The sequence below is a fragment of the Streptomyces sp. NBC_00690 genome (assembly GCF_036226685.1).
Lineage (GTDB): Bacteria > Actinomycetota > Actinomycetes > Streptomycetales > Streptomycetaceae > Streptomyces.
The window spans coordinates 8,412,291-8,438,782 of sequence record NZ_CP109009.1 but is presented as its reverse complement, the minus strand read 5'-3'; the positions used below and the strand labels follow the sequence as shown (position 1 = coordinate 8,438,782).

The following is a 26,492-nucleotide window of genomic DNA, read 5'->3' as shown; positions in this document are numbered from 1 at the left end:
TTCCGCTCCGTACTCGGGCCACTGTCAGAGGTCGCTGTCGCCAAGGGCGAGTTCAATGAGGTGATCGACGTCCATCGTCGCGATCGCCTGATCGGACTCCGGGCTGTCGTTGTGATCGTTTGTGTCATCCGCTGCCGTGCCCTGCTGGCCCGGGCCGGCGAGCTTCAGCAGAACGTCCATCAATTCCGCTTCTCGCAACCGTGCGAGCGGGATCGTTGCGAGCGCCCGCCGAATGGCCTCTTCTCCACTGTCTGCGTCGACGGGCGAGTCCGGTGCGGCCGTGCCGGGGAAGAGTTCACTCCGCAGATGGTCGGTGAGTGCGTCGGGGGTGGGGTGGTCGAAGACCATGGTGGTGGGGAGCTTGAGGCCGGTGGCGGTGCCCAGTCGGTTGCGGAGCTCGACTGCCGTGAGCGAGTCGAAGCCGAGCTCTCGAAATGCTCGCTCGGGTTCGATGGCGTCGGTGTGGGAGTAGCCCAGCACAGCGGCGGCCTCTCGCTGCACGATCTCCAACAGAAGGTCGTGCCGGTCCTGAGCGGAGAGGTCGGATAGCTTCTGCACCAGTTCGACCGCGTCTCGCCCGGGCTGGGTGACGGTGCTCCCTCCGCTGTTGGCGCTGTCGCCTTCCAGCGCCGCGCGAGCTTCCGGAAGGTCTGCGAGGAGGGGGCTCGGGCGGCCGATGGTGAAGGAAGGAGCAAACCGCTCCCAGTCCACATCGGCCACCACCACCGCGGTCTCGTCACGGTCCATGGCGAGTTGTAGGGCCGATACGGCGAGGTCAGGCGAGAGCGAGGGCAGTCCGCTGAGTCGAAGGTATTCCTCGGCGCCACCGTCGGCCGCCATTCCGCTCTCGGCCCATGGGCCCCAGGCGACGGCCGTCGCGGCGAGCCCCCTGGCACGACGGTCGTGGGCCAGCGCGTCGAGGAAGGCATTGCTCGCCGAGTACGCGGCCTGCTTGCCGCTGCCCCACACTCCGGACACGGACGAGAAGAGGATGAAGGCGTCGAGTTCTCGATCTCCCAGCAGCTCATCCAGGTGGGTCGCCCCCGCGACCTTCGCGGTCACCACTGCGGCCAGTTCCTCCAGGCTGGTGTCGGTGATCGAGTTCAGCTGGGGAAGTCCTGCCGCGTGTACGACTCCGGTGAGCGGGGCCGCGTCGTCTGCGAGGGAGGCGAGGAGTCGGGCGACCGCCGCCTTGTCAGCCACATCACAAGCCGCGATGGTGACCCTGGTGCCCATGTCCGCCAGTTCTGCTGCTAGTTCCGCTGCGCCTTCGGCCTGTGCCCCACGACGGCTGGTGAGAACCAGATGGTCGGCTCCGGCACGGGCCAGCCATCTGGCGGCGTGCCCACCGAGTGCACCCGTACCCCCGGTGATCAGGACGGTTCCGCGGGGCTTCCAACCGTTGTGGGTGACGGGGCCGCTGGTCCGGGGTGAGCGGGTCAGTCTGCGTACCAGCACGGTCGCGCCGCGTACGGCGAGCTGGTCCTCGGCATCGGCTGCGGCCAGGACATCCGCGAGCCGGCTGAGTGAGCGGTCGTCCCGTGTGGCAGGCAGATCGACCAGCCCGCCCCAACGCTCCGGGCTTTCCAACGCAGCCGCCCGCCCCAGGCCCCATAGGAGCCCCTGCAGCGGCCGTAGTGGCGGCTCGGAGGAACTGACGGAGACCGCGGCCCGTGTGACACACCACAGGGGAGCGTTCATCGTCATGTCGGTCAGTGCCTGGATCAGTGCGACGGTGGACGTCAAACTGGACGGTAGACCTGGCTGGTCCGGGTGCACCCGGTCATCGATTGCCAGCAGCGACAACACACCGGTGATGTCGTGCTCTTGGCGGCTGTTGAGAGATCCGTCGTGGCCGGCCATGGCTTTGCCGAGCAGCACGGCCAGTGATTCCCTGTCGACTCCAGGGTCGGCGACCGTCACCAACAGAGGTTGCGCGCCCCTGCTCCGCAGCATGCGGATGTAAGGTCCGGCTTCTTCCTCTTCGGGTGTCACGACCACCCAGGTACCGGAGAGGGCTGCGGATGAGAGATCGGTCTTCGGCTCCCACACCGTGTGGTAGCGCAAGCCGTCCAGAGCGGTGCGGGTACGGTTCTCGCGCCGCCAGGTCGCGAGTGCGTCGAAGACCGAGTCGACCGAGGCGCCTTGCTGAAGCCCAAGCCATTCGGGCACGGCATCGGGCCGTCCGTTCTCAACGGTGTCCCAGAACTCCGACTCCGCCGGATCTTCGGGGTTGAGGGAACCAACGGCGTTGGTGTTGCCTGCGTCGAGCCAGTAGTGGGCTCGCTGGAAGGAGTACGTGGGCAGGTCGATACGCCGCATCCGGTCCGGTCCCAGGACTGCCGACCAGTGGAGGTCCACCCCGCGCACATGGAGACGGGCCGCCGCTGCGAGCAGCGCAGCGTCTTCGCTCCGGGCATCTGCTCGTAGGGTCGGGACGGCGGTTGCATGGTCGAGGTTGGTTTGGGTCAACCCGGTGAGGACTCCGCCAGGTCCGACTTCAAGGAAGACATTCACCCCCTGCTCGGCCAGTGCCTGGACCGCATCGGCGTAGCGGACGGGTTGGCGGATGTGCTGAACCCAGTACTCGGGGTTCGACATCTCGCCGGTGCTGATCGGGCGGCCGGTGACCGTGGACACAATCGGCACGGTCGGCTCATGGAACGTGACGCTCTCCGCGACCGTACGGAACGCGTCCAGCATCGGATCCATCAACGGTGAATGGAAGGCATGGGAGACGGTCAGCGCCTTCGAACGCCGGTCACCTAGCTGTTCCACGACCGCGGTGACCGCGTCGTGGGTGCCGGAGAGCACGATCGAGGTGGGGCTATTGACCGCCGCAATCCCGACCTGATCCTCCAGGCCAGCGAGGAGCGGGAGGACGTCGGCTTCGCATGCTTCGACCGCGACCATCACCCCACCAGCCGGAAGATCCTCCATCAACCGGCCGCGAGCCACCACCAGCCGGCACGCATCCTCCAACGACACCACACCCGCCACATACGCGGCAGCGAACTCACCCACCGAGTGACCCGCCACCACAGCAGGAACCACACCCCACGACCCCAACAACCCACACAACGCCACCTCCACCACAAACAACGCAGGCTGAGTCAACCCCGTACCAGCCAACCCCGACCCATCACCCTCAAACAACACCTCCCGCAACGAACACCCCAACAACCCATCCAACCCGACACACACAGTGTCAAACACATCCGCAAACACCGGAAACAACTCATACAAACCACGCCCCATACCCCACCACTGACTCCCCTGCCCCGAAAACACAAACGCCAGCCTGGCATCAGACGAAGCAAGACCGCTGACTGTCTCGGCGGAGTGCACTCCTCTGCCCAGCCCATCAAGACCGGCCGTCAGTTCGGCTGTGGTCCGACCCAAGACAACAGCTCGGTGCGCCAGAGCCGTACGCGACTCAGCCAGGGAATGGGCGACGTCCATCGCGGCAATCCCCTGAGCGTTCCGCGCGAAGGTGGCGAGATTGCGCGCGTTGTCACGCAATGCCGCCTCGTCCCTACCGGACACCACCCAGAGTTGGTGGCGCTCACCGTCGCTGCTCTCCCGTTCGGCCGGTTCGTCGGCGGACGCCGGTGCCTGCTCGATGATGGTGTGGGCGTTGGTGCCGCTCACACCGAAGGAAGACACCGCTGCCCGTCGAAGCCGGCCATTGTCCTCCCACGGCACCGACTCAGCGAGCAGTTGTACCGTTCCGCCCGACCAGTCCACATGCGGTGACGGTTCGTCCACGTGCAGGGTCTTGGGAAGCAGGCCGTGCTGAAGCGCCAGGACGGTCTTGATGACGCCGGCGATGCCCGAGGCGGCTTGAGTGTGTCCGATGTTCGACTTGAGTGAGCCAAGAAGGAGGGGACGGCCTACCGGCCGTTCCCGGCCGTACGTGGCCAGCAGAGCGCGAGCCTCGATCGGATCGCCCAGTGCGGTCCCCGTGCCGTGGGCCTCCACCGCATCCACGTCGGAGGCCGATAGACCGGCTGAGGCCAGGGCCTGCTCGATGACTCGCTCCTGTGCGGGCCCGCTGGGCGCGGTCAGACCGTTGGACGCACCGTCCTGGTTCACCGCACTCCCCCGGACCACAGCGAGGACCGGATGACCGAGCCGACGGGCGTCCGACAGCCGCTCCACCAGCAACATCCCCACACCCTCACCCCAACCCGTACCATCCGCAGCCGCGGAGAACGGCTTGCAGCGGCCATCGGTCGCAAGTCCCCGCTGGCGGCTGAACTCGATAAACGCGTTCGGGCTGGACATCACGGCAGCGCCGCCGACGAGTGCTAGTTCACACTCGCCCTGCCGTAGCGACTGAACGGCCAGGTGCAGGGCGACCAGCGATGACGAGCAGGCCGTGTCAACCGTGACGGCAGGCCCCTCAAGGCCAAGCGAGTAGGCGATCCGACCTGACATGACGCTGCTGCTGGAGCCGGTGAGCAGATGCCCCTCGACACCTTCCGGCAGGTCGGCCAGGCCCGCGCCGTACCCCTGGTAGCCGGAGCCGATGAAAACTCCCGTTCGTGAGCCGCGCAGGGAGGATGGCGCGAGCCGTGCCCGCTCCAGAGCCTCCCAGGAGGTCTCCAGCAGCAGCCGCTGCTGCGGATCCATCGCCAACGCCTCGCGGGGGGAGATTCCGAAGAACCCGGAGTCGAATCGGCCTGCGTCGTAGAGGAAGGCACCCTCATCGACGTACGTGGTGCCGGCGTGCTCGGGGTCCGGGTGGTACAGAGCTTCGAGATCCCAGCCACGATCGGTGGGGAACCGGGAGACGGCATCGACTCCGTTCGCGAGTAGCTGCCACAGCTCCTCGGGAGAGTTCGCGCCGCCAGGGAAACGGCAGCTCATGGCCACGATCGCCATCGGCTCGCCGTTGCCGACCACCGATCCGGAGAAGGTGTGGCCAGCTGCCGTCGATGTTGATTCACTCGACCGGTCTCCGCTCCCGGCCGTGTCATCGCCGGCGAGCTCGGAGCTGAGGAAGGTGGCGAGTGCTTCCGCGTTGGGCTGGTCGAACACCAATGTGGTCGACAGAGAGAGACCGGTGAGATGTTGCAGTCTGTTGCGGAGTTCGATGCCGGTCAGCGAATCGAATCCCAGGTCCTTGAATGCCCGGTCCGACGCCACGCCTTCGGGTCCGACGTGTCCCAGCGCTCGGGCCACCTCGGTACGTACGAGTTCGAGGAGGGTTCGGCGTCGTTCGATAGGCGAGAGTCGGGCGAGTCGCGATCCCCCTGCCGCTGCCCCGTTCTCCACCGCTCCGGTGGCAGAGCCTTCCGACACGGTCAACGCACTTTGGGCCTCGGCCAGATCGGCGAGCAGCGCACTGGGCCGGGCGACGGTGAAGGCGGGAGCGAAGCGGTCCCAGGCGATGTCGGCCAGCACGGTGGCGGTGTCGTTCAGTTGCAGGGTCCGCTGGAGGGCATGGAGTGCCAAGTCGGGTGACATCGAAGGCAGGCCGCGGCGCCGAAGATGGGACTCCGCCTCGTCGTCGCCCGCCATGCCCGCGTCGGCCCACGGCCCCCATGCCACCGCCGTGGCGGTCAGCCCTCGGGACCTGCGCTGTTCCGCGAGCCCGTCAAGGAAGCTGTTGGCGGCGGAGTAGGCCGCCTGCCCGCCGCTGCCCCATACTCCGGCGACGGAAGAGAACAGGACGAAGGCATCCAGCTCTCGATCGCCCAGCAGCTCATCCAGATGGATCGCCCCGGATACCTTGGCGGAGAGTACGGCCGCAAGATCGGCACAGCTCAAGGAATCGGTGGGACTGAACTGGGGAACACCAGCCGCGTGCACCACCGCGGTCAAGGGGTGGTGCTCGACGGGGAGTGACGCAAGCAGATCCGCTACGGCCTCACGGTTCGATACGTCACAGGCCGCGATGGTCACCGTCGCGCCCAGGGCCTCCAGTTCCGTGGCAAGTTCCACGGCCCCGGGAGCCTGCGCCCCGCGCCGTCCGGTGAGCACGATGTGTTCGGCTCCGGCCCGGGCCCAATGGCGTGCGACCTGTGCTCCCAGCGCACCGGTACCGCCGGTGATGAGAACCGTGCCGCGCGGCTGCCACTCCGACTCGGCGGAGCCGCTTGCGACGATAGCCCGGCGTAGACGACGGACGAACACTCCAGAGGCCCGCACAGCGAACTGATCTTCGCCCCCCGGCGATGTGCCAAGGGTCGACAGCAGTCGCTTTGCGGCACGGTCGTCCAGCTTCGCAGGCAGGTCGACCAGGCCGCCCCAGCGCGAGGGATACTCCAACGCCGTGGCGCGCCCGAGCCCCCAGATCATGGCTTGTCGGGCGCTGTTCACCGTCTCAGAGGAGCCAACCGCCACTGCGCCCCTGGTTGCGCACCACAGAGGTGCCGCCAGTTCTGCATCGCCCAGCGCCTGAATCAGTACGGTGGTGAGGGCCAGCCCTGCGGGTAGTTCATGGTGGTCAGGGTGTGGTTCTTCGTTCAGCGCCAGCAAGGAGAGCACCCCCGTGGGGGCCTGCCCTTCGTCGAGCAACTTCCGGATGCGGCCGGCGAGGGACTGTCGGTCTTCTTGAACGGCCACGGCGAGTCGTACGACGTCTACACCGTGGCTTTGTAGAGCTTGGGAGATTCCGTGGGCGGTGGCGGTGACATGCTCGGTTTCTTCGGGCAGAACCAAGAGCCACGACCCGCTTGGAGCTGTGGATTCCTGACTGGTGAGTGCCCTCCAGAACACTTGGTATCGCCAGCCGTCGATGGTCGACTGATCACGCTGGTGCCGGCGCCACTGCGAGAGTGCTGGAAGTACGGTGCCGAAAGGGGTGTCGGCGTCGACCTGGAGCTCAAGCCGTTCGGCCATCGCCGCAAGGTCCTGGCTCTCCACCGCATTCCAGAATTCGATATCCGACGGATGCGTCCCGACTTCGGGGTCGCGAGCCCCAATCGGCGATACCCAGTAGTGCTGGTGTTGGAAGGGGTAGGTGGGGAGGTCGATGAGCTGGGCGCCGCGGCCGGTGTAGAACGCGGGCCAGTCGATGGGGGTGCCGTGGACGTGGAGGTGGGCGAGGGCGGTGGCTACGGAGAGGTCTTCGGCGGTGTTGGGGCGGAGCGTTGGGATGGCGGTTGCGTGGTCGAGGTTGGTTTGGGTCAGCCCGGTCAGGACTCCGCCAGGTCCGACCTCAAGGAAGACATTCACCCCCTGCTCGGCCAGAGCCTGGACCGCATCGGCATAGCGGACCGGCTGGCGGATGTGCTCGACCCAGTACTCGGGGTTCGACATCTCGCCTGTGGTGATCGGGCGTCCGGTGACGGTGGACACGATCGGCACGGTCGGCTCATGGAAGGTGACGCTCTCCGCGACCGTGCGGAACGCGTCCAGCATCGGATCCATCAACGGTGAATGGAAAGCATGGGAGACGGTCAGCGCCTTCGAACGACGGTCCCCCAACTGTTCCACGACCGCGGTCACCGCATCCTCCACGCCGGAGAGCACGATCGAGGTGGGGCTATTGACCGCCGCAATCCCGACCCGGTCCTCCAGACCGGCCAGGAGCGGGAGGACGTCGGCTTCAGAGGCTTCGACCGCGACCATCACCCCACCAGCCGGAAGATCCTCCATCAACCGGCCACGAGCCACCACCAACCGGCACGCATCCTCCAACGACACCACACCCGCCACATACGCCGCAGCGAACTCACCCACCGAATGACCCGCCACCACACTAGGAACCACACCCCACGACCCCAACAACCCACACAACGCCACCTCCACCACAAACAACGCAGGCTGAGTCAACCCCGTACCAGCCAACCCCGACCCATCACCCTCAAACAACACCTCCCGCAACGAACACCCCAACAACCCATCCAACCCGACACACACAGTGTCAAACACATCCGCAAACACCGGGAACAACTCATACAACCCACGCCCCATACCCCACCACTGACTCCCCTGCCCCGAAAACACAAACGCCGTCTTCACTGTGGGCAGCGCGGTGCCGGAAACCAAGTCCTGGTGGGCTTCGCGATCCGTCATGGTCAGCGCGGACAATCCGCGCAGCAACTCATCACGCCCGTTGCCGACGACTGCTGCCCGGTGAGGGAAGAAGGCGCGCGTGGTCGCCAGTGAGAGGGCGATGTCGCCAAGAGGAAGGGCCGGGGTGCTCTGGACATGGGCAAGGAGGAGTTCCGCCTGAGCTCGCAGTCCCTTCTCGTCCTTGGCTGATATCAGCCAGGGCTGAACGACCGGACCGGAGTCCGGCTGCGGATCCGTGTGTGTCGTGGGGTCCTCGACCGGGGCTTGTTCGATGACGACGTGGGCATTGGTGCCGCTCACTCCGAAGGAGGACACCCCCGCCCGACGAGGACGCCCCTCAACTGCTGCCCATTCCAGCGGCTCGGTAGCCAGCTCGACGGCCCCCGCCGACCAGTCGATATGCGGAGACGGCTCATCCACATGCAACGTACGCGGCACGACACCGTGCCGCATCGCCATCACCATCTTGATCACACCCGCCACACCCGCAGCCGCCTGCGTATGACCAATGTTCGACTTCAGTGAGCCGAGAAGGAGAGGACGATCCGCCGGGCGGTCCTGACCATAGGTCGCCAGTAGTGCCTGCGCCTCGATCGGGTCGCCCAACGACGTACCCGTACCGTGCGCCTCCACCACATCCACATCAGCCGAGCTCAACCGCGCATTCGCCAACGCCTGCCGAATCACCCGCTGCTGCGCAGGACCATTCGGCGCAGTAAGACCATTCGACGCACCATCCTGATTCACCGCAGAACCCCGCACCACAGCCAACACTCGATGCCCCAGCCGACGAGCATCCGACAACCGCTCCACCAGCAGCATCCCCACACCTTCGGACAGTCCCGTGCCGTCGGCAGAGGCGGCGAAGGCTCGGCAGCGGGCGTCCTTGGCGAGGCCGCGCTGCCGGCTGAAGCCGATCAGTGCGCCAGGCGTGGACATGACGGTGACTCCACCGGCCAGCGCCAGATCGCATTCGCCCTGCCGCAACGACTGAACCGCGAGATGCAACGCCACCAACGACGAAGAACACGCCGTATCCACCGTCACCGCAGGCCCCTCAAGACCAAAGGTGTACGACAACCGCCCCGAGACCACCGACGCCGAGTTGGCAGTCAAAAGATGGCCTTCCAGGGCGTCTTCCGATTGATCGGTCAGCCCGGCCGCGTAGTCCTGTCCGTTGGTTCCCGCGAAGACACCTGTCCGACTGCCCCGCAGTTGTGCGGGGTCGATGCCTGCACGCTCGAACGTCTCCCAGCTGACTTCGAGTAGTTGTCGCTGCTGAGGGTCCATGGCCAGGGCTTCACGTGGTGAGATCCCGAAGAAGTCGGGGTCGAACCGGGCAGCGCCGTGCAGGAAGCCGCCTTCACGGACGTAGCTGGTGCCAGGGTTCGCCGGGTCCGGGTCGTAGAGGGTGTCCAGGTTCCATCCGCGGTCGGTTGGAAGGCCGGTGATGGCGTCGGTTTCCGTGACCAGCAGGTGCCAGAGGTCCTCAGGTCCGGACACATCACCGGGGAAGCGGCAGCCCATGCCCACGATCGCGATGGGCTCATCGATACTGCGGTGGGAAGGCACAACAGCACGTGCGGCGGTGACCGCCTTCGGACCGGCTCCGGGGATCTCTCGAAGCAGGTGCTCTGCAAGCGAGGAAGGAGTTGGGTGGTCAAAGACGACAGTAGCCGGCAACCGGACGCCGACGACAGTGCCGAGCCGGTTGCGGAGTTCCATGGCGGCGAGGGAGTCGAAACCGAGCTCTCGGAAGGCCCGCTCAGGGTCGATGGCGTCGGGGGCCGCGTGGCCGAGTACAGCGGCTGCCTGAGCCCGTACAAGTGTGACCATGGCCGCTGTGCGTTCGCCGGGGGGCAGCTCGGCTAGTGCTGCCAGCTCAGCCGAGAGTGCGCCTTGGGCACCGGTGAGTGTCGATGTGGTGGCGGAGCGTCGGGACGGTGTGCGGATCAAGCCGCGGAGGAGGGGAGGCACCGGACCTGATGCGGCTCGGGCGCGCAGTGCGGCCAGATCGAGGTGTACGGGTGCAAGCACCGGGTCGCCGAGGGTGAGTGCGGTGTCGAACAGGCGCAGGCCCTCGCTCGCTTCGAGCGGTACGAGTCCGGCTCGGGTCATGCGGTTCAGGTCGCTGGTCTTGAGTCGGGTCTGTTCGCCCCGCGCGTCCCAGACTCCCCAGGCGAGGGAGGTGGCAGGCAGGCCGTGTGCCTTTCGGTGTTCGGCGAGTGAGTCGAGGAAGGCGTTGCCGGCAGCGTAGGCGCTTTGTCCGGCGCCGCCGAGTGTGCCTGAGAAGGACGAGAAGAGGACGAAGGCCGCCAGTTCCATGTCTCGGGTGAGCTCATGGAGGTTGAGGGCGGCATCGACCTTGGGTCGCAACACCAGGTCGAGATCGTCTCCGGTGAGGGAGGCGATGAGGCCGCCTGCGACGACAGCGGCGGCGTGGACGACTGCGGTCAGAGGCCGGTCTTCGGGGAGGGAGGCGAGGAGGTCGGCGAGGGAGCCTCTGTCGGCTGCATCGCAGGCCGCAATGGTGACGGTCACGGAGTCGCCGAGCGCGGACAGTTCGGCGAGGAGCTGCTCCATGCCTTCGGCGTCCGGACCTCGGCGGCTGGTCAGAACGATGTTGCGTATGTGGTGGTGGGTGATGAGGTGTGCCGCAAGCAGTCTGCCGAGAGCTCCCGTACCACCGGTGATCAGTGCAGTGCCGTGTGGATTGAGTTCATTGGGGGCGGTGGATGTCGAGGGCGCACCGATCGTTACTGGTGCCAACCTCGGTACGGACATCGTTCCCGTGCGAAGGGCGAACTGGGGCTCGTCGGTCGCGATCGCATCGGGGAGGTGGCGAAGGGACGCCGACTTTCCATCGGTATCCGCGAGGACGAACCGGCCTGGCTGTTCAGACTGGGCCGAGCGGATCAGGCCCCAGATGGCAGCGTGCTCGGGGCGGGTGTCCGGTGTTCTGCCGTCCGGTCGGGGCAGGGCGGCTGCACCTTGGGTGAGCATGACCAACCGGGTGTCGGCGAATCGTCGGTCGCCGAGCCATGCCTGGATGAAGGCAAGGGTGTCCTTCGCGATCTCTCGCACGACTGCCGCATCAGTGCGCGTGTCGTTGCCTGCCATTTCGTCGAGTGGACGTGCGTCAGCACCGCCGGGCATCGGCGCAATGGCGATGACCGTTTCGGGCACGAGTGCGCCGGCAGAGATGGAGTCGGCGAGGGCTGCGAGGTCTTGGTAGACGTCCGGGCTCGCCCCACTCTCACGCAGTCCCTCGGCCTCACGATCCATGGGGCTGTTCGCCGTGACTCCGACGAGGGCACATGCCCCGATCGTGTTCACACCGGCGTCCGTGAACGGAGTGCCGTGCCAGTCCGTGCGGTAGAGGGCCCGATGCTGCTCGGCCAGTGCGGCACGCAAGTGTTCTTCGCGTGCTTCGCGGAAGGTGAGGGTGTCGACGGAGGCAACCGTCCGACCCGTGTCATCGGCCACGACCACGGCCACGGCATCGCTGCCCGCGGGGGTGATGCGCACCCGCAGCCGTGTTGCTCCGGTGGCGTACAGGCGTACGTTCTCCCAGGCGAAGGCGATCCGTCCGGCGCCCATGTCGCCGATGGGGCCGAACCCGACGCCGTGGAGAGCCGCGTCGAGGAGTGCCGGGTGGAGACCGAACCTGGCTGCGTCGCCCTGGATGTCAGGGTCCGCCGGCAGGGACACATCGGCGAACACCTCGTTCCCCCGGTGCCAGGCGGCGCGGAGCCCTTGGAATGCGGAGCCGTAGCCGAAGGAGTGTTCGGCCAGACGGTCATAGAAGTCCGTGAGGTCGAGGGGGGTCGAACCGGTGGGCGGCCAGACGTCCGATTCGGTGCCGTCCGGGGTAAGGGTCGCCGTGGTGGCGCCGGGGTCATCGGGCATCAGCACACCGGTGGCGTGGCAGGTCCAGGTGCCGTCGGGGTCCGTGTCCTCGGCGCGCGAGTGGATGGCGAGGGATCGTTCGCCGAAGCCGCCGGCTTGGCCGACCGAGACCTGTACGACAACACCGCCGTGTTCGGGGACAATCAGCGGCGCCTGGAGGGTCAGTTCGGTGAGGAGGCCGCAGCCGAGGTGATCCCCCGCGCGGATCGCGAGTTCCACGAACGCCGCACCGGGCAGGATGACGGTACCCATCACGACATGGTCCGCGAGCCAGGGATGAGTTCGGGTGGCGAGCCGGCCGGTCAACAGGAGACCGTCGGCATCGGCGAGACCGACGACCGCGCCCAGCAGCGGGTGGTCCAATGACGTCAGCCCGAGTCCGGCTACGTCACCGGAGGTGCGCGGCGCGTCGAGCCAGTACCGCCGGCGCTGGAAGGCGTACGTGGGCAGCTGGACCCGGCGGAGGTCGGCCTCGGCGAAGACCGCGGGCCAGTCAAGGGCGACGCCCTGGGCGTGGGCCTCGGCCAAGGACTGAACGATGCGGTCCAGGCCGCCTTCGTTGCGGCGCAGGGTGCCGAGGGCGACGCCGGTGCTGTTGAGGTCGTCGAGGGTCTCCTGCATACCGATGGTGAGCACCGGGTGGGCACTGACCTCGATGAGTGCGGTGTGTCCGTCGTGGACCAGGGCACGGGTGACTTCGTCGAAACGCACGGTCTGCCGGAGGCTGCGGTACCAGTACTCGGCGTCCAGTTCGTCCGTCGTCAGCAGCGTTCCGGTGACCGTGGAGTAGAAGGGCACGTCACACCGTTGAGGAACGATGTCCGCGAGTGCGGTGAGCACTCGTTCGCGTACCTCTTCGACGTGTGCGGAGTGGGAGGCGTAGTCGACGGCGATCATCCGCGCCCGGATGTCTTCGGAGTGCAGGGCGTCCCTGAGCTCCGTCAGGGCGGTGGGGTCGCCCGATACGACGATGGACGTGGGGCTGTTGACGGCTGCGATCGAGATCCGCTCTCCCCAAGCCTCCATCCGTGGGGTGAGGTCCTCCAGCGACAGTCCGACGGACAGCATGCCGCCCTTGCCGGCGAGGGCGATCAGGGCTCGGCTGCGCAGTGCGACCACCTTCGCGGCGTCCTCAATCGAGAGGGCTCCCACGACACAGGCCGCTGCTATTTCTCCCTGACTGTGTCCGGCGACAGCCGAGGGACGGACACCGTACGAGCGCCACACCTCGGCCAGCGACACCATGACGGCGAAGAGCACCGGCTGTACGACATCGACCCGTTCGAGGCCCGGCGCCCCCGGTGCACCTCGTAGCACCTCGGTGAGCGACCAATCGACATGGGGAGCCAGGGCCTGCTCACACTCGGCGATCCTGTTTCGGAAGACCGAGGAGGCATCCAGGAGCTGGAGCGCCATCAGCGGCCACTGGGAGCCTTGTCCGGGGAAGACGAAGGCGACCTGTCGGGTGTCGTCGGCGATGCCGCGTACCACGTGGGTGCCCGTGGGCGCGGCCGTGCCGTCGGCGAGTGCGTCCAGGGCCGCCGCCAGGCCCGATCGGTCGTTGGCGAGCAGCACGGCGCGGTGGGCCAGGGCGGTGCGCGTCGTGGCGAGGGAGTACCCGATGTCGCTCGGGCTCGGCTGGCTTGATGCCGCCGCTCCTACGGCTTCCTTGGCGAGATGGGAGCGGAGTCGATCGGCTTGATCCGCCAACGCTGTCGCATTCTTGCCGGAGAGCGGCCAGGGGATGAGCGCCTGCTGACCGGGCCCGGCCTCGGCCGTCTCCACGGTGTGGCGCGGTAGGGCGTCGGTGTGTACGGTCCCGGTCTCCTGGGGCCCGGTTGTGGTGCGGCCCTCATCGATCGATGTGTCCGACGGGCCCGCGGCCTCACCGGTCGGCGCCGGAGCAACGCGGTCTCGTCGAGTGGTCGGGGGGTTCGGCTCCTCCGGCACTGCGGGGTGGGAGTTCCCGTTCGCCGTGCCCGCCCGTACCGGGTCGGAAGGCCGGGACGAGGGCTCGGCGGCGAGTTGGGGCTCGTGCTGTTCGATGACGACGTGGGCGTTGGTGCCACTGACACCGAACGCTGAGACGGCCGCGCGTCGTGGTCTGTCCAGTTCAGGCCAGGGAGTGTTGGCGGTGGCCAGGTGCACAGCGCCGGCCGACCAGTCGACGTGCGGAGTCGGGGAATCGATGTGCAGGGTCTTCGGCACGACTCCGTGGCGCAGTGCCTGCACCATCTTGATCACACCGGCCACGCCGGCCGCCGCCTGGGTGTGTCCGAGGTTGGACTTGACCGATCCGAGCCACAGCGGACGATCGCCGTCGCGGTCCTTACCGTAGGCGGCCAGCAGCGCCTGCGCTTCGATCGGGTCCCCCAACGACGTACCCGTACCGTGCGCTTCGACGGCGTCCACATCGGCAGGGGCCAGCCTGGCATTGGCAAGGGCCTGGTGGATGACCCGCACCTGGGAGGGGCCGTTGGGTGCGGTCAGCCCGTTGCTCGCGCCGTCCTGGTTGACGGCCGAGCCACGCACCACGGCCAGGACCGGGTGCCCGAGGCGGTGGGCATCGGACAGCCGCTCCACCAGGAGCATCCCGACGCCTTCGGACCAGCCGGTGCCGTTCGCGGAGGCCGCGAACGCTCGGCACCGTCCATCGGGTGCCAATCCGCGCTGGCGGCTGAACTCGACGAACGTCGTGGGGCCCGCCATCACCGTCACGCCCCCCGCGAGGGCGAGGTCGCATTCGCCCTGCCGCAGTGCCTGGACGGCGAGGTGGAGTGCGACGAGGGAGGAGGAGCAGGCAGTGTCGATCGTCACCGCCGGCCCTTCCAGACCGAGCGTGTAGGCGATTCGGCCGGAGACGACACTGCCGGTGTTTCCGGTGCTCACATAACCTTCGATGCCCTCGGGCATGACGGGCAGCCGGGAGACGTAGTCGTGGTACATGACTCCCGCGAAGACTCCGGTACGGCTGCCCTTCAGCGCCGCGGGGTCCAGTTCGGCCCTCTCGACCGCCTCCCAGGCGGCTTCCAGGATGAGGCGCTGCTGCGGGTCCATGGCGAGCGCCTCGCGGGGGCCGATGCCGAAGAAGTCGGCATCGAAGTCCGCGGCATCATGGAGGAAGCCACCTTCTCGGGTGTAGCTGGTTCCCGGGTGTTCCGGGTCCGGGTGGAAGAGTGCGTCGAGGTCCCAGCCGCGGTCGGTGGGAAAGTCCGATATTGCGTCACCGCCGGATTCGACCAGGTTCCACAGGTCCTCGGGGGACCGCACCCCGCCGGGGAACCGGCAGCTCATCCCGACGATGGCGATCGGTTCACGGTTCTTGCTCTCGGCCTCGCGCAGCCGCTGACGTGCATGGCGGAGATCGACAGTGGCACGCTTGAGGTAGTCCCGGAGCTTGTTCACATCAGTGGTCATCTGAATTCTGTTCCTCAACGCCAGGGGAATTCGTGCTTGTCGATCAGTGGGTGCCGAGCTCGTCGTCGAGCAGCTCGAAGAGTTCGTCGTCGGAGGCGGCTTGTACCGCTAGTACGGCATCGGCTTCTGCAGCCGTGCCGGTGGCGGCCTCACCGTTCGCTCCCGTGCTCCGGCCCGCGTCCTGCCACTTCGCGAGCAGGACTTCCAGCCGCATGGTGACGGTGGCGCGGGTTCCCTTGTCGTACGGAGAGTGGTCGAGTGCTGCTGCCAGTCGATCGATCTCGGCGAGCAGGGAGGGAGCCATGGCCTCCGGTGTGCCGCCGGCCGAGGTGCGCGGTAGTGCGGCACCGAGGTGTTCGGCGAGAGCATTGGGGTTGGGGTGGTCGAAGAGGAGGCTCGCCGGCAGGCGCAGTCCGGTGGCAGCACCGAGCCTGTTGCGGAGTTCGACAGCGGTCAACGAATCGAACCCGAGGTCCCTAAATGCCTGCGCGGCTCCGATGGCTTCGACCGACGCATGTCCCAGAACCGCCGCGACCTCGGCCCGCACGACGCTCAGCAGTGTGGATCTGCGCTGCTCGTCGGAGGCGCCTGCCAACCGCTCGGCGAGGTCGGCCGGCGCCGGGGCGCTGGAAACGCGCCGGCCACCGGGCACCTGGACCAGATCGCTCAGCAGCGCGGGGAGCGATCCATTGACCGCCCTGTTGCGGAGGGCGGTGAGGTTGAGCCGGGCCGGGATGTACACGCCCTCCGCCGGTACGGCGGGCAGGTCTGGTTCCGGCGCGGTCTTCAGATCGCTCCGTGGTGCGCCCGTGTTGTCCGTGGCGACGGCCGCCGTTGCCATGTCGAAGAGTGCGAGCCCCTCGTCCGTGGACAGCGGCGACACACCGGCTCGGGCCATTCGGGCGAGCGCCTGAGGATCGGCCTCTCCCGCCATGCCCGAACCGTCGGCTGCGCCCCCTCCTGCCCAGGGTCCCCAGGCCAGTGATACGGCCGGAAGGCCCTGTGACGCCCTGAGCTGCGCCAGGGCATCCATATAGGCGTTCGCGGCGGCGTAGTTCGCCTGTCCCGCATTGCCGAAGGTGGCGGCGAGCGACGAGAACAGGACGAAGGCCGACAGGTTGAGCTCCCGGGTGAGCTGGTGCAGATGGAACGCTGCCTCGACCTTGGGGGCGAAGACGCTCTCCAACCGTTCGGCGGTCAGCGACCCCACCAATGCATCGTCGAGGACTCCCGCGGCATGGATCACTGCGGTCAGTGGGTGGGCGCTCGGAATGGCGTCGATCATCGCAGCGAGCGAGGCCCGATCGGACGCGTCACACGCCACGGTGGACACTTCGGCGCCCAGTGTCGTCAGTTCCTCCTCAAACGCGGCGGCTCCCGTTGCGGCTGCGCCTCTGCGGCTGGTCAACACCAGGTGGCGTACACCGTGGGAGGTGACCAGATGACGGGCGATCAGCCGGCCGAGTGCCCCGGTCGCACCGGTCACCAGGACGGTTCCGGCAGGGGCGAGCCCCAGGTCCGCGGAGGTTTGTACAGGTCGCGCATTCGTCACTGCGCGAGTCAGTCTCGGTACGTAGGCCCGATCTCCGCGCAGTGCGATCTGTGGCTCATGAACCGGTACTGCGGCCAACAGCTCAAGAACTGCCTCGGGGTCCACCCCCGCTGTGTCATCGTCGTGCGTGTGGCCGCTATCAGTCACCACCCCGGGCCCGTCGTCGGGCCCACGCCCCACGTCCACCAGGACGAAGCGCTCCGGATGTTCCGCCTGCACGGACCTGAGCAGGCCCCACACGGTGGCCTGTGCCACGTCGAGCCCGCCAGCATCCCGAGCATCGACGGCCACGGCGTTCCTCGTCACCAGAACGAGCCGCCCATGCTCCTGCCTTGGCGAAGACGATGGTTCCAACCACTCTTGTACGAGTTCCAGGGCGCGACGGGCATGCGCTCCGGCCGCTTCAGGAGACGATGTCGAGCGAGCCGAGTCGAATATGACAACACGACCTGCGGCACGGGCGGCCCCACTCCCCGCCGTATCCACCCCTCCTCGGAGGGATAGTTCCGTCCATTCCAGACGGAAGATCGAGTCCCGTGATCGACCGCTGCGGGCAACAGCCAGCTGCTCGGTCGATATCGGACGCAGAACGAGGGATTCGACGGACACAACGGGTCGTCCGGACGCATCGGCAGCCATCAGCGACACGGAGTCGGGCCCGGTCGGAGCGATACGGACGCGTAGTGAGCGGCTGGTGGAGGGGTGCGCCAGGTGGGCGGTGACACCGCTCCACGAGAAGGGAACTCGGGCCGACCGCTCAGCAGGAGGGCTGACCGCGCCAAGCTGATCGCCGAGCGCCATCACATGCAGGGAGGCATCCAGTAGTGCCGGGTGAACACCGAACCCTGAGACGTCGGCTCCGGCCGGCAACTCCACCTCGGCGTAGAGAACATCCGATTGGCTCCATGCACTCTTCACTCCACGGAACAGGGGGCCGTAGTCCAGACCCAGATCCGTCAGTTGGCCATAGAGGAACTCGGTTGCGATGGGCTTCGCTTCAGGTGGGGGCCATAGGGTCAGATCACTGGACGGGAGGGATGTCGCGGCTGCGGTGGGAGGCAAGATCGTGCCATTGGCATGACTCGTCCAGGGTTCGTCACTCGTCGCAGGAAGGGCACGGGAGTGAATTCTCAGAGCCCGCTCGCCGTCTGCACCCGGTGCAGCCACCCTCAGTTGCAGTTGGACCGCCGAATCCTCGGGAATGACGATCGGTGATTCCAGGGTGAAGTCATCTATCCGGTCACAGCCGACGCTCTGCTCACGTGCCGCGTGCAGGGCGAGGTCGACCAGGGCAGTACCGGGAAGGAGTACGGAGCCCATGACAGTGTGCTCCGCGAGCCAGGGGTGAGTGGCAAGCGCTATTCGGCCCGTCAGGACGAGCCCTTCGTCATCGGCGAGGGAGACTGCAGCGCCGAGGAATGGGTGACCTGCGTCCTCCACTCCAGCGACGGTGAGGTCCCCGGCTGTGGGAGAGGCTTCGAGCCAGTAGCGGTCGCGTTGGAAGGGGTAGGTGGGGAGGTCGACGAGCTGGGCGCCGCGGCCGGTGTAGAAGGCGGGCCAGTCGATGACAGTGCCGTGGACATGGAGGTGAGCGAGTGCGGTGGTGAGGGAGAGGTCTTCGGCGGTGTTGGGGCGGAGGGTCGGGATGGCGGTTGCATGGTCGAGGTTGGTTTGCGTCAGCCCGGTCAGGACGCCGCCAGGGCCGACCTCAAGGAAGACACTCACCCCCTGCTCGGCCAGAGCCTGGACCGCATCGGCATAGCGGACGGGTTGGCGGATGTGCTCGACCCAATAGTTCGGGTTCGACATCTCGCCGGTGGAGATCGGGCGTCCGGTGACCGTGGACACGATCGGCACGCTCGGCTCATGGAACGTGACACTCTCCGCGACCGTGCGGAACGCATCCAGCATCGGATCCATCAACGGTGAATGGAAAGCATGGGAGACGGTGAGCGCCTTCGAACGCCGGTCCCCCAACTGTTCCACGACCGCGGTGACCGCATCGTGGGTGCCTGAGAGCACGATCGAGGTGGGGCTATTGACCGCCGCAATCCCGACCCGGTCCTCCAGACCGGCCAGGAGCGGGAGGACGTCGGCTTCAGAGGCTTCGACCGCGACCATCACCCCACCCGACGGAAGGTCCTCCATCAACCGGCCACGAGCCACCACCAACCGGCACGCATCCTCCAACGACACCACACCCGCCACATACGCCGCAGCAAACTCACCCACCGAATGACCCGCCACCACAGCAGGAACCACACCCCACGACCCCAACAACCCACACAACGCCACCTCCACCACAAACAACGCAGGCTGAGTCAACCCCGTACCAGAGAGACCCGACCCATCACCCTCAAACAACACCTCCCGCAACGAACACCCCAACAACCCATCCAACCCGACACACACAGTGTCAAACACATCCGCAAACACCGGGAACAACTCATACAAGCCCCGCCCCATACCCCACCACTGACTCCCCTGCCCCGAAAACACAAACGCCAGCCTGGCATCAGACAAAGCAAGACCGCTGACCGCAGAAGCAGAGGGTTCACCGTGCGCGAGGGCAGCCAATCCCTCCAAAACCTCTTGTGTGCCAGTCGCACACACGGCGGCACGGTGACTCAACGCGGCTCGGCTTGTCGCCAGCGAGTACGCAATATCCGTGGCGATTCGAGGTCCATCGACTCCTTGCAGCTGCCCCCGAGCGAACAACAAGGCACGATGCGCCTGTTCACGCAGCGCCTCCGGGGTCTTGGCCGAGAAGACCCAAGGGAATGCCAACTGTCCGGTGGGCTCCTCAGCATCCTGTTGCCTGGGAGATACAGCCGACTGCGGCTCTTCGAGAATGACGTGTGCGTTGGTGCCGCTGAAGCCGAAGGACGAGATCGCTGCTCGGCGGGGCCTGGCTGGGTCCTCGGCCCATTCCATCGGTTCGGTAGCCAGCTCGACGGCCCCCGCCGACCAGTCGATATGCGGAGACGGCTCATCCACATGCAACGTACGCGGCACCACACCATGCCGCATCGCCATCACCATCTTGATCACACCCGCCACACCCGCAGCCGCCTGCGTATGACCAATGTTCGACTTCAGTGAGCCGAGAAGCAGAGGACGATCCGTCGGCCGGTCCTGACCATAGGTCGCCAGTAGAGCCTGCGCCTCAATCGGATCACCCAACGACGTACCCGTACCGTGCGCCTCCACCACATCCACATCAGCCGAGCTCAACCGCGCATTCGCCAACGCCTGCCGAATCACCCGCTGCTGGGCAGGACCATTCGGCGCGGTAAGACCGTTCGACGCACCATCCTGATTCACCGCAGAACCCCGCACCACAGCCAACACCCGATGCCCCAGCCGACGAGCATCCGACAACCGCTCCACCAACAGCATCCCCACACCCTCAGCCCAACCCGTACCATCCGCAGCCGCAGCAAACGCCTTGCACCGACCATCAACAGCCAACCCACGCTGACGACTGAACTCCACGAATGCCCCTGGGGTGGACATGACGGTAACTCCACCGGCCAAGGCCAGATCGCATTCGCCCTGCCGCAACGACTGTGCCGCCAAATGCAACGCCACCAACGACGAAGAACACGCCGTATCCACCGTCACCGCAGGCCCCTCAAGACCAAACGTGTACGACAACCGCCCCGAGACCACCGACGCCGAGTTCCCCGTGCCGAGGAATCCTTCCACGCCTTCGGGAACCGTTTGGAGGGAGGATGCGTAGTCGTGGTACATCGCACCGGTGAACACACCGGTGCGACTCCCCTGCAGAGTTGTGGGGTCGATTCCGGCCCGTTCGAACGCCTCCCACGACGTCTCCAGCAGCAACCGCTGCTGCGGATCCATCGCCAGCGCCTCACGCGGCGAAATCCCGAAGAAGCCCGCGTCGAACTCGCCCGCCTTGTAGAGGAACCCTCCCACGCTTGTATCGCTGGAGCCGGAGGACCCTCCTTCGGACAATAGGGCAAGATCCCAACCACGATCGGACGGGAAGTCCGAGATGGCGTCCCGACCGAGTTCGATCAGCGCCCAAAGGTCCTCGGGGGTTTCCACTCCGCCGGGGTAGCGGCAGCTCATGGCGACGATGGCGATGGGGTCGTCCGATGCGGGCACCGCAACAGGCGTCGATGCGGCGGCCCCGGCACCCAGTAGTTCCTGGCGTAGATGCTTGGCAAGCGCCTGCGGCGTCGGGTAGTCGAAGACGAGTCCGGCCGGCAGCCGCACACCGGTCGCTGAAGCAAGACGATTTCGCAGCTCGACGGCTGTGAGCGAGTCAAAGCCGAGCTCGCGAAACGCCTGGTTCGCCTGTACGGATTCAGGCCGGCCGTGCCCGAGGACGGCAGCGGCATGTGTGATGACGAGCTCGACAAGGGCGTCGTGTTGGCGACTCTCGGTCAGCTCGGCCAGTTCCTTGGCGAGGGTGGTGCTCGCACCGCCCGACGGCGTGGCTGCGGCCCGCACCCGTTGTGTGGACACGGGGACCATGCTCCGTAGAAGTACGGGGAGTGACCCGGATCGGGCCTGGTCACGCAGTACGGGGAAGTCCCAGCGGGCGGGGACAAGCGCTGGCTCGTCCACACCGAGTGCTCGGTCCAGAAGTGCGAGACCCTCCGAGGTCTCCAAGGGGAGAAGCCCTGAGCGACTCATCCGGTAGTGGTCGGCCTCAGCCAACTCGGCGGAGAGTGTACTGGTGTGTGCCCACAGGCCCCATGCGAGGGAAAGCGCCGGCAGGCCGGTGGTACGGCGGGTGGTGGCCAATGCGTCCAGGGCGGCGTTGGCAGCCGCGTAGTTGCCTTGACCTGCATTGCCGAACGTGCCGGCCGCGGAGGAGAACAGTACGAACGCGGTGAGGTCCAGGTCCTTCGTCAGTTCATGGAGATGGAAGGCGGCATCCACCTTCGGCTTGAACACAGTGGCAACACGTTCGGGGGTCAGTGCAGAGATCACACCGTCGTCGGTGACACCAGCGGCATGGATGACGCCGGTCAAGGGGTACTCCCCCGGTACTCGGTCGAGCAGCCGCACGAGTGCCTCACGGTCCGAGACGTCGCAGGCGACCGTGTCGATGATGGCGCCCAGTTCGCGCAGCTCAGCCGAGAACTCTGCCGCGCCTTCAGCGGCTGGACCGCTACGGCTGGCCAGCACGAGGCTTCGTACCCCGACCTCGGCCACCAGATGGCGTGCAACGATCCGCCCCAACGTGCCGGAAGCCCCGGTGATGAGGACCGTTCCTTCGGTGGAAGAGAGCTGACGGTTGGAGGTCGGCAGCGTCTGCTCCACTTGCACCAGGCGTGGCACAAGCACCTGCGACCCACGCAGTGCCATCTGCGGCTCATCCGTGACGATCGCGATCGTCAGCTCAGTGGTGTCTTCACCATCGTCCAGATCGACGAGATCGACCAGGCCGAATCGACCGGGGTGTTCCAACTGGGCGGACCGGACCAGCCCCCAAACAGCCGCTTGCGCGGCGTTCGCTTCACCATACGGTTCCGCAGTCGCGCTGTGGCCAGCAGCATCGCCCGCGGCATGGGTCGGGCGCAATCCCGTCGTCACGGCGCCCTGCGTCACAAGTACCAGCCGCGATAGCTCGAACTCAGGTTGCGAAAGCCATTCTTGTATGAGGAGCAGGGTTGCTTGAACGGTTGCAGTGGGTGCCTGGGATCCGCAGCCCGACAGCATCGGCACCCTCACCGCCACCACGTCCGGAACCGGATCCAAGTCGCCAGCCAGTCCGGTCAGGGAGTCACGGAGAGGAATCCGAACGTCGTTGACCGCAAGGGAAGCCGTGTCCCGTAGGGGTACCCAGTCCACCCGGAACAGCCCGTCGCCGCTTGTGTCCCCCGCCCGGGAGAGCTGGTCTGCATCGACCGGTCGGAGATCCAGGGATTCGACTGAGAACACCACTGTTCCCTCGCCGTCCGCAGCGAGGAGTGATAGCGCGCCCCGCCCGCCTGTGCTTGCAGGCGCGATACGCAGGCGAAGGGAAGTGGCGCCCGTGGCATGAAGCCGGACACCGCTCCATGCGAAGGGCACGAGTGGTCCATCGGTCCGCTCCTCGGGTCCCACCAAACCCACCGAGTGGAGGGCGGAGTCGAAGAGGGCCGGATGGATACCGTAACCAGCCACTGAGGTCTGCTCGGGTAGGGAAATCTCGGCAAAGAACTCCCCGTTGCGGCGCCATCCGGCATGCACGCCACGAAACACCGGCCCGTATTCCAGGCCGACCTCGGCCAGTTGGTCGTACAGGGCACTCACATCAACGGGCTCAGCACCTATTGGGGGCCACTCGGCTAGATCAACAACTGGTTCCTGGAGCGCAGAATCGCTGCTTCCCTGTGTGTGCGACACCGCTCCGACAGCGTGGCAAGCCCAGGCTTCGGTCGCCAAGGCATCATCTCGCTGTGAGTACAGTCGTATCGGTCGATGACCATGCTCGTCGGGTACGCCCACCGCAACCTGTAGTCGAAGGCTGCCTGTCTCCGGAAGCACGAGCGGCGTCTGAAGAGTCAGCTCTTCGAGTCGCCCGCATCCAATCTGATCACCCGCTCTGATCGCCAACTCGACCAATGCGGTACCGGGAAGGATCGTTGTTCCCAGAACAACGTGTTCAGCGAGCCAGGAGTGCGCGGCCATCGAAAGACGGCCGGTGAGCAACACTCCATCGCCCTCGGCCATGGCAACGACTGCGGCAAGCAACGGGTGCTCAGCGTCCCTAAGCCCCGCTTCAGCAAGATCACCAGCGTCAGACCGGACGTCGAGCCAGTAGCGGTCGCGTTGGAAGGGGTAGGTGGGGAGGTCGATGAGTTGGGCATCTCGGCCGGTGTAGAAGGCGGGCCAGTCGATGACAGTGCCGTGGACGTGGAGGTGCGCGAGGGCGGTGGTGAGGGAGAGGTCTTCGGCGGTGTTGGGGCGGAGGGTCGGGATGGCGGTGGCATGGTCGAGATTGGTTTGCGTCAGCCCGGTCAGGACTCCGCCAGGGCCGACCTCAAGGAAGACACTCACGCCCTGCTCGGCGAGCGACTGGACCGCATCCGCGTAGCGGACCGGTTGGCGGATGTGCTCGACCCAATAGTTCGGGTTCGACATCTCCCCCGCCGTGATCGGGCGGCCGGTGACCGTGGACACGATCGGAACGGTCGGCTCATGGAAGGTGACGCTCTCCGCGACCGTACGGAACGCTTCCAGCATCGGATCCATCAACGGTGAGTGGAAAGCGTGGGAGACGGTCAGTGCCTTCGAGCGCCGGTCACCTAGCTGTTCTACGACCGCGGTGACCGCGTCGTGGGTGCCGGAGAGCACGATCGAGGTGGGGCTATTGACCGCCGCAATCCCGACCTGGTCCTCCAGGCCGGCCAGGAGCGGGAGGACGTCGGCCTCGGAGGCTTCGACCGCGACCATCACCCCACCCGGCGGAAGGTCCTCCATCAACCGGCCGCGAGCCACCACCAACCGGCACGCATCCTCCAACGACACCACACCCGCCACATACGCGGCAGCGAACTCACCCACCGAATGACCCGCCACCACAGCAGGAACCACACCCCACGACCCCAACAACTCACACAACGCCACCTCCACCACAAACAACGCAGGCTGAGTCAACCCCGTACCAGCCAACGCCGACCCATCACCCTCAAACAACACCTCCCGCAACGAACACCCCAACAACCCATCCAACCCGACACACACAGTGTCAAACACATCCGCAAACACCGGGAACGACTCATACAACCCACGCCCCATACCCCACCACTGACTCCCCTGCCCCGAAAACACAAACGCCATCGTTTGCTGCGGAGCCGCCACGGCCTTTGCCACCAATGAGGTGCCTGCGTCCGTCTGAGTTCCTCGCGCCAGAACTTCCAGTGCTACCCGAAGTCCTTGTCGATCCGTAGCTACGATCGCGGCGCGGTGCTCCAACGCGGCACGTGATGTTGCCGACGAGAACCCCAGGTCCACCAATGAAGCGGACCCGGCGTGATCCATGTGCAACAGCAGCTTGGCCGCTTGGTCACGGACTGCGGTGTCTGTCTTCCCCGAAATCAAGATGGGGGTCGGGCGCCACTCCCGCTGCCCTTCCTCTTCGGTCCGCACCTGAGGTTCTGGACTGAGTACTTCCTCGATGATTGCATGGGCGTTGGTGCCGCTGAAGCCGAAGGACGAGATCGCTGCTCGGCGGGGCCTGGCTGGGTCCTCGGCCCATTCCATCGGCTCGGTAGCCAGCTCGACGGCTCCTGCCGACCAGTCGATATGCGGAGACGGCTCATCCACATGCAAGGTACGCGGCACGACACCGTGCCGCATGGCCATCACCATCTTGATCACACCACCCACGCCCGCAGCCGCCTGGGTGTGACCGATGTTCGACTTCAGTGAACCAAGCAGCAGTGGACGGTCCGCTGGGCGGTCCTGACCATAGGTCGCCAGTAGTGCCTGCGCCTCAATCGGGTCGCCCAGCGACGTACCCGTACCGTGCGCCTCCACCACGTCCACATCAGCGGAACTCAGACGGGCGTTCGCCAACGCCTGGCGGATCACCCGCTGCTGGGCAGGACCATTCGGCGCGGTAAGACCGTTCGACGCACCATCCTGATTCACCGCAGAACCCCGCACCACCGCGAGTACCGGATGGCCCAGCCGACGAGCATCCGACAACCGCTCCACCAGGAGCATTCCAACGCCCTCAGCCCAGCCCGTACCATCCGCAGCCGCAGCAAACGCCTTGCACCGACCATCAATAGCCAACCCACGCTGACGACTGAAGTCCACAAAAGCGGTTGGGGTGGACATGACGGTGACTCCGCCGGCCAGGGCCAGATCACATTCGCCCTGCCGCAGTGCCTGAACTGCGAGATGTAACGCCACCAACGACGAAGAACACGCCGTATCCACCGTCACCGCAGGCCCCTCAAGGCCGAAGGAATAGGCGATCCGGCCCGAAATGACACTGGCAGCGCTGCCGGTTCCGATGTAACCCTCGACGTCCTCCACCGCTTGTTGCAGCACCGACGAGTGATCGTGATACATCACTCCGGCGAATACTCCGGTGCGGCTTCCCCTGAGGGATGTGTGGTCGATTCCTGCTCGCTCAATGGTCTCCCAGGTGGTCTCCAAGAGCAGGCGCTGCTGGGGGTCCATGGTCTGTGCTTCGCGGGGCGATATCTCAAAGAGGCCCGCATCAAATCGGTCGATCTCTCCGAGGAACCCGCCCTCCCGAACATGGCTGGTTCCACGATTGTCCGGGTCCGAGTCGAAGAGTGCTTCCAGGTCCCAGCCTCGATCGATCGGAAAGCCGCCGATCGCGTCATGGCCGTCCGAAACCAAGCGCCAGAGGTCTTCAGGTGAGGTGACCCCGCCGGGATACCGGCAGCCCATCGCGACGATGGCGATCGGCTCGTGCTGGGCAGCATCGAGTTCCTGGAGCCGCTCGCGAGCTTCGTGGAGGTCTGTGGAAACCCGCTTGAGGAAGTAGCGCAGCTTCTCTTCGTTACTCTTTGCCTGAAGTTCAGTCACCTGGGATCACCTTTTACAGAGGAGCCTTTTGGGCCCGGAGGTCAGCAAATGGTTG

At 66.3% G+C, this 26,492-nt stretch carries 2 protein-coding genes; both read right to left on the bottom strand.

The genetic code is table 11. The features are described from left to right. Nucleotides 1-24: 24 nt before the first annotated feature. On the bottom strand, nucleotides 25-15,354 hold the full coding sequence (locus tag OID54_RS35970) for a type I polyketide synthase (RefSeq protein ID WP_329026633.1): 15,330 nt from the start codon (nucleotides 15,352-15,354) through the stop codon (nucleotides 25-27). Nucleotides 15,355-15,397: 43 nt separating this feature from the next. After that, a complete protein-coding gene (locus OID54_RS35965; RefSeq protein WP_329026631.1) occupies nucleotides 15,398-26,437 on the bottom strand; it encodes a type I polyketide synthase in 11,040 nt (3,679 codons plus the stop codon). Nucleotides 26,438-26,492: the final 55 nt, after the last annotated feature.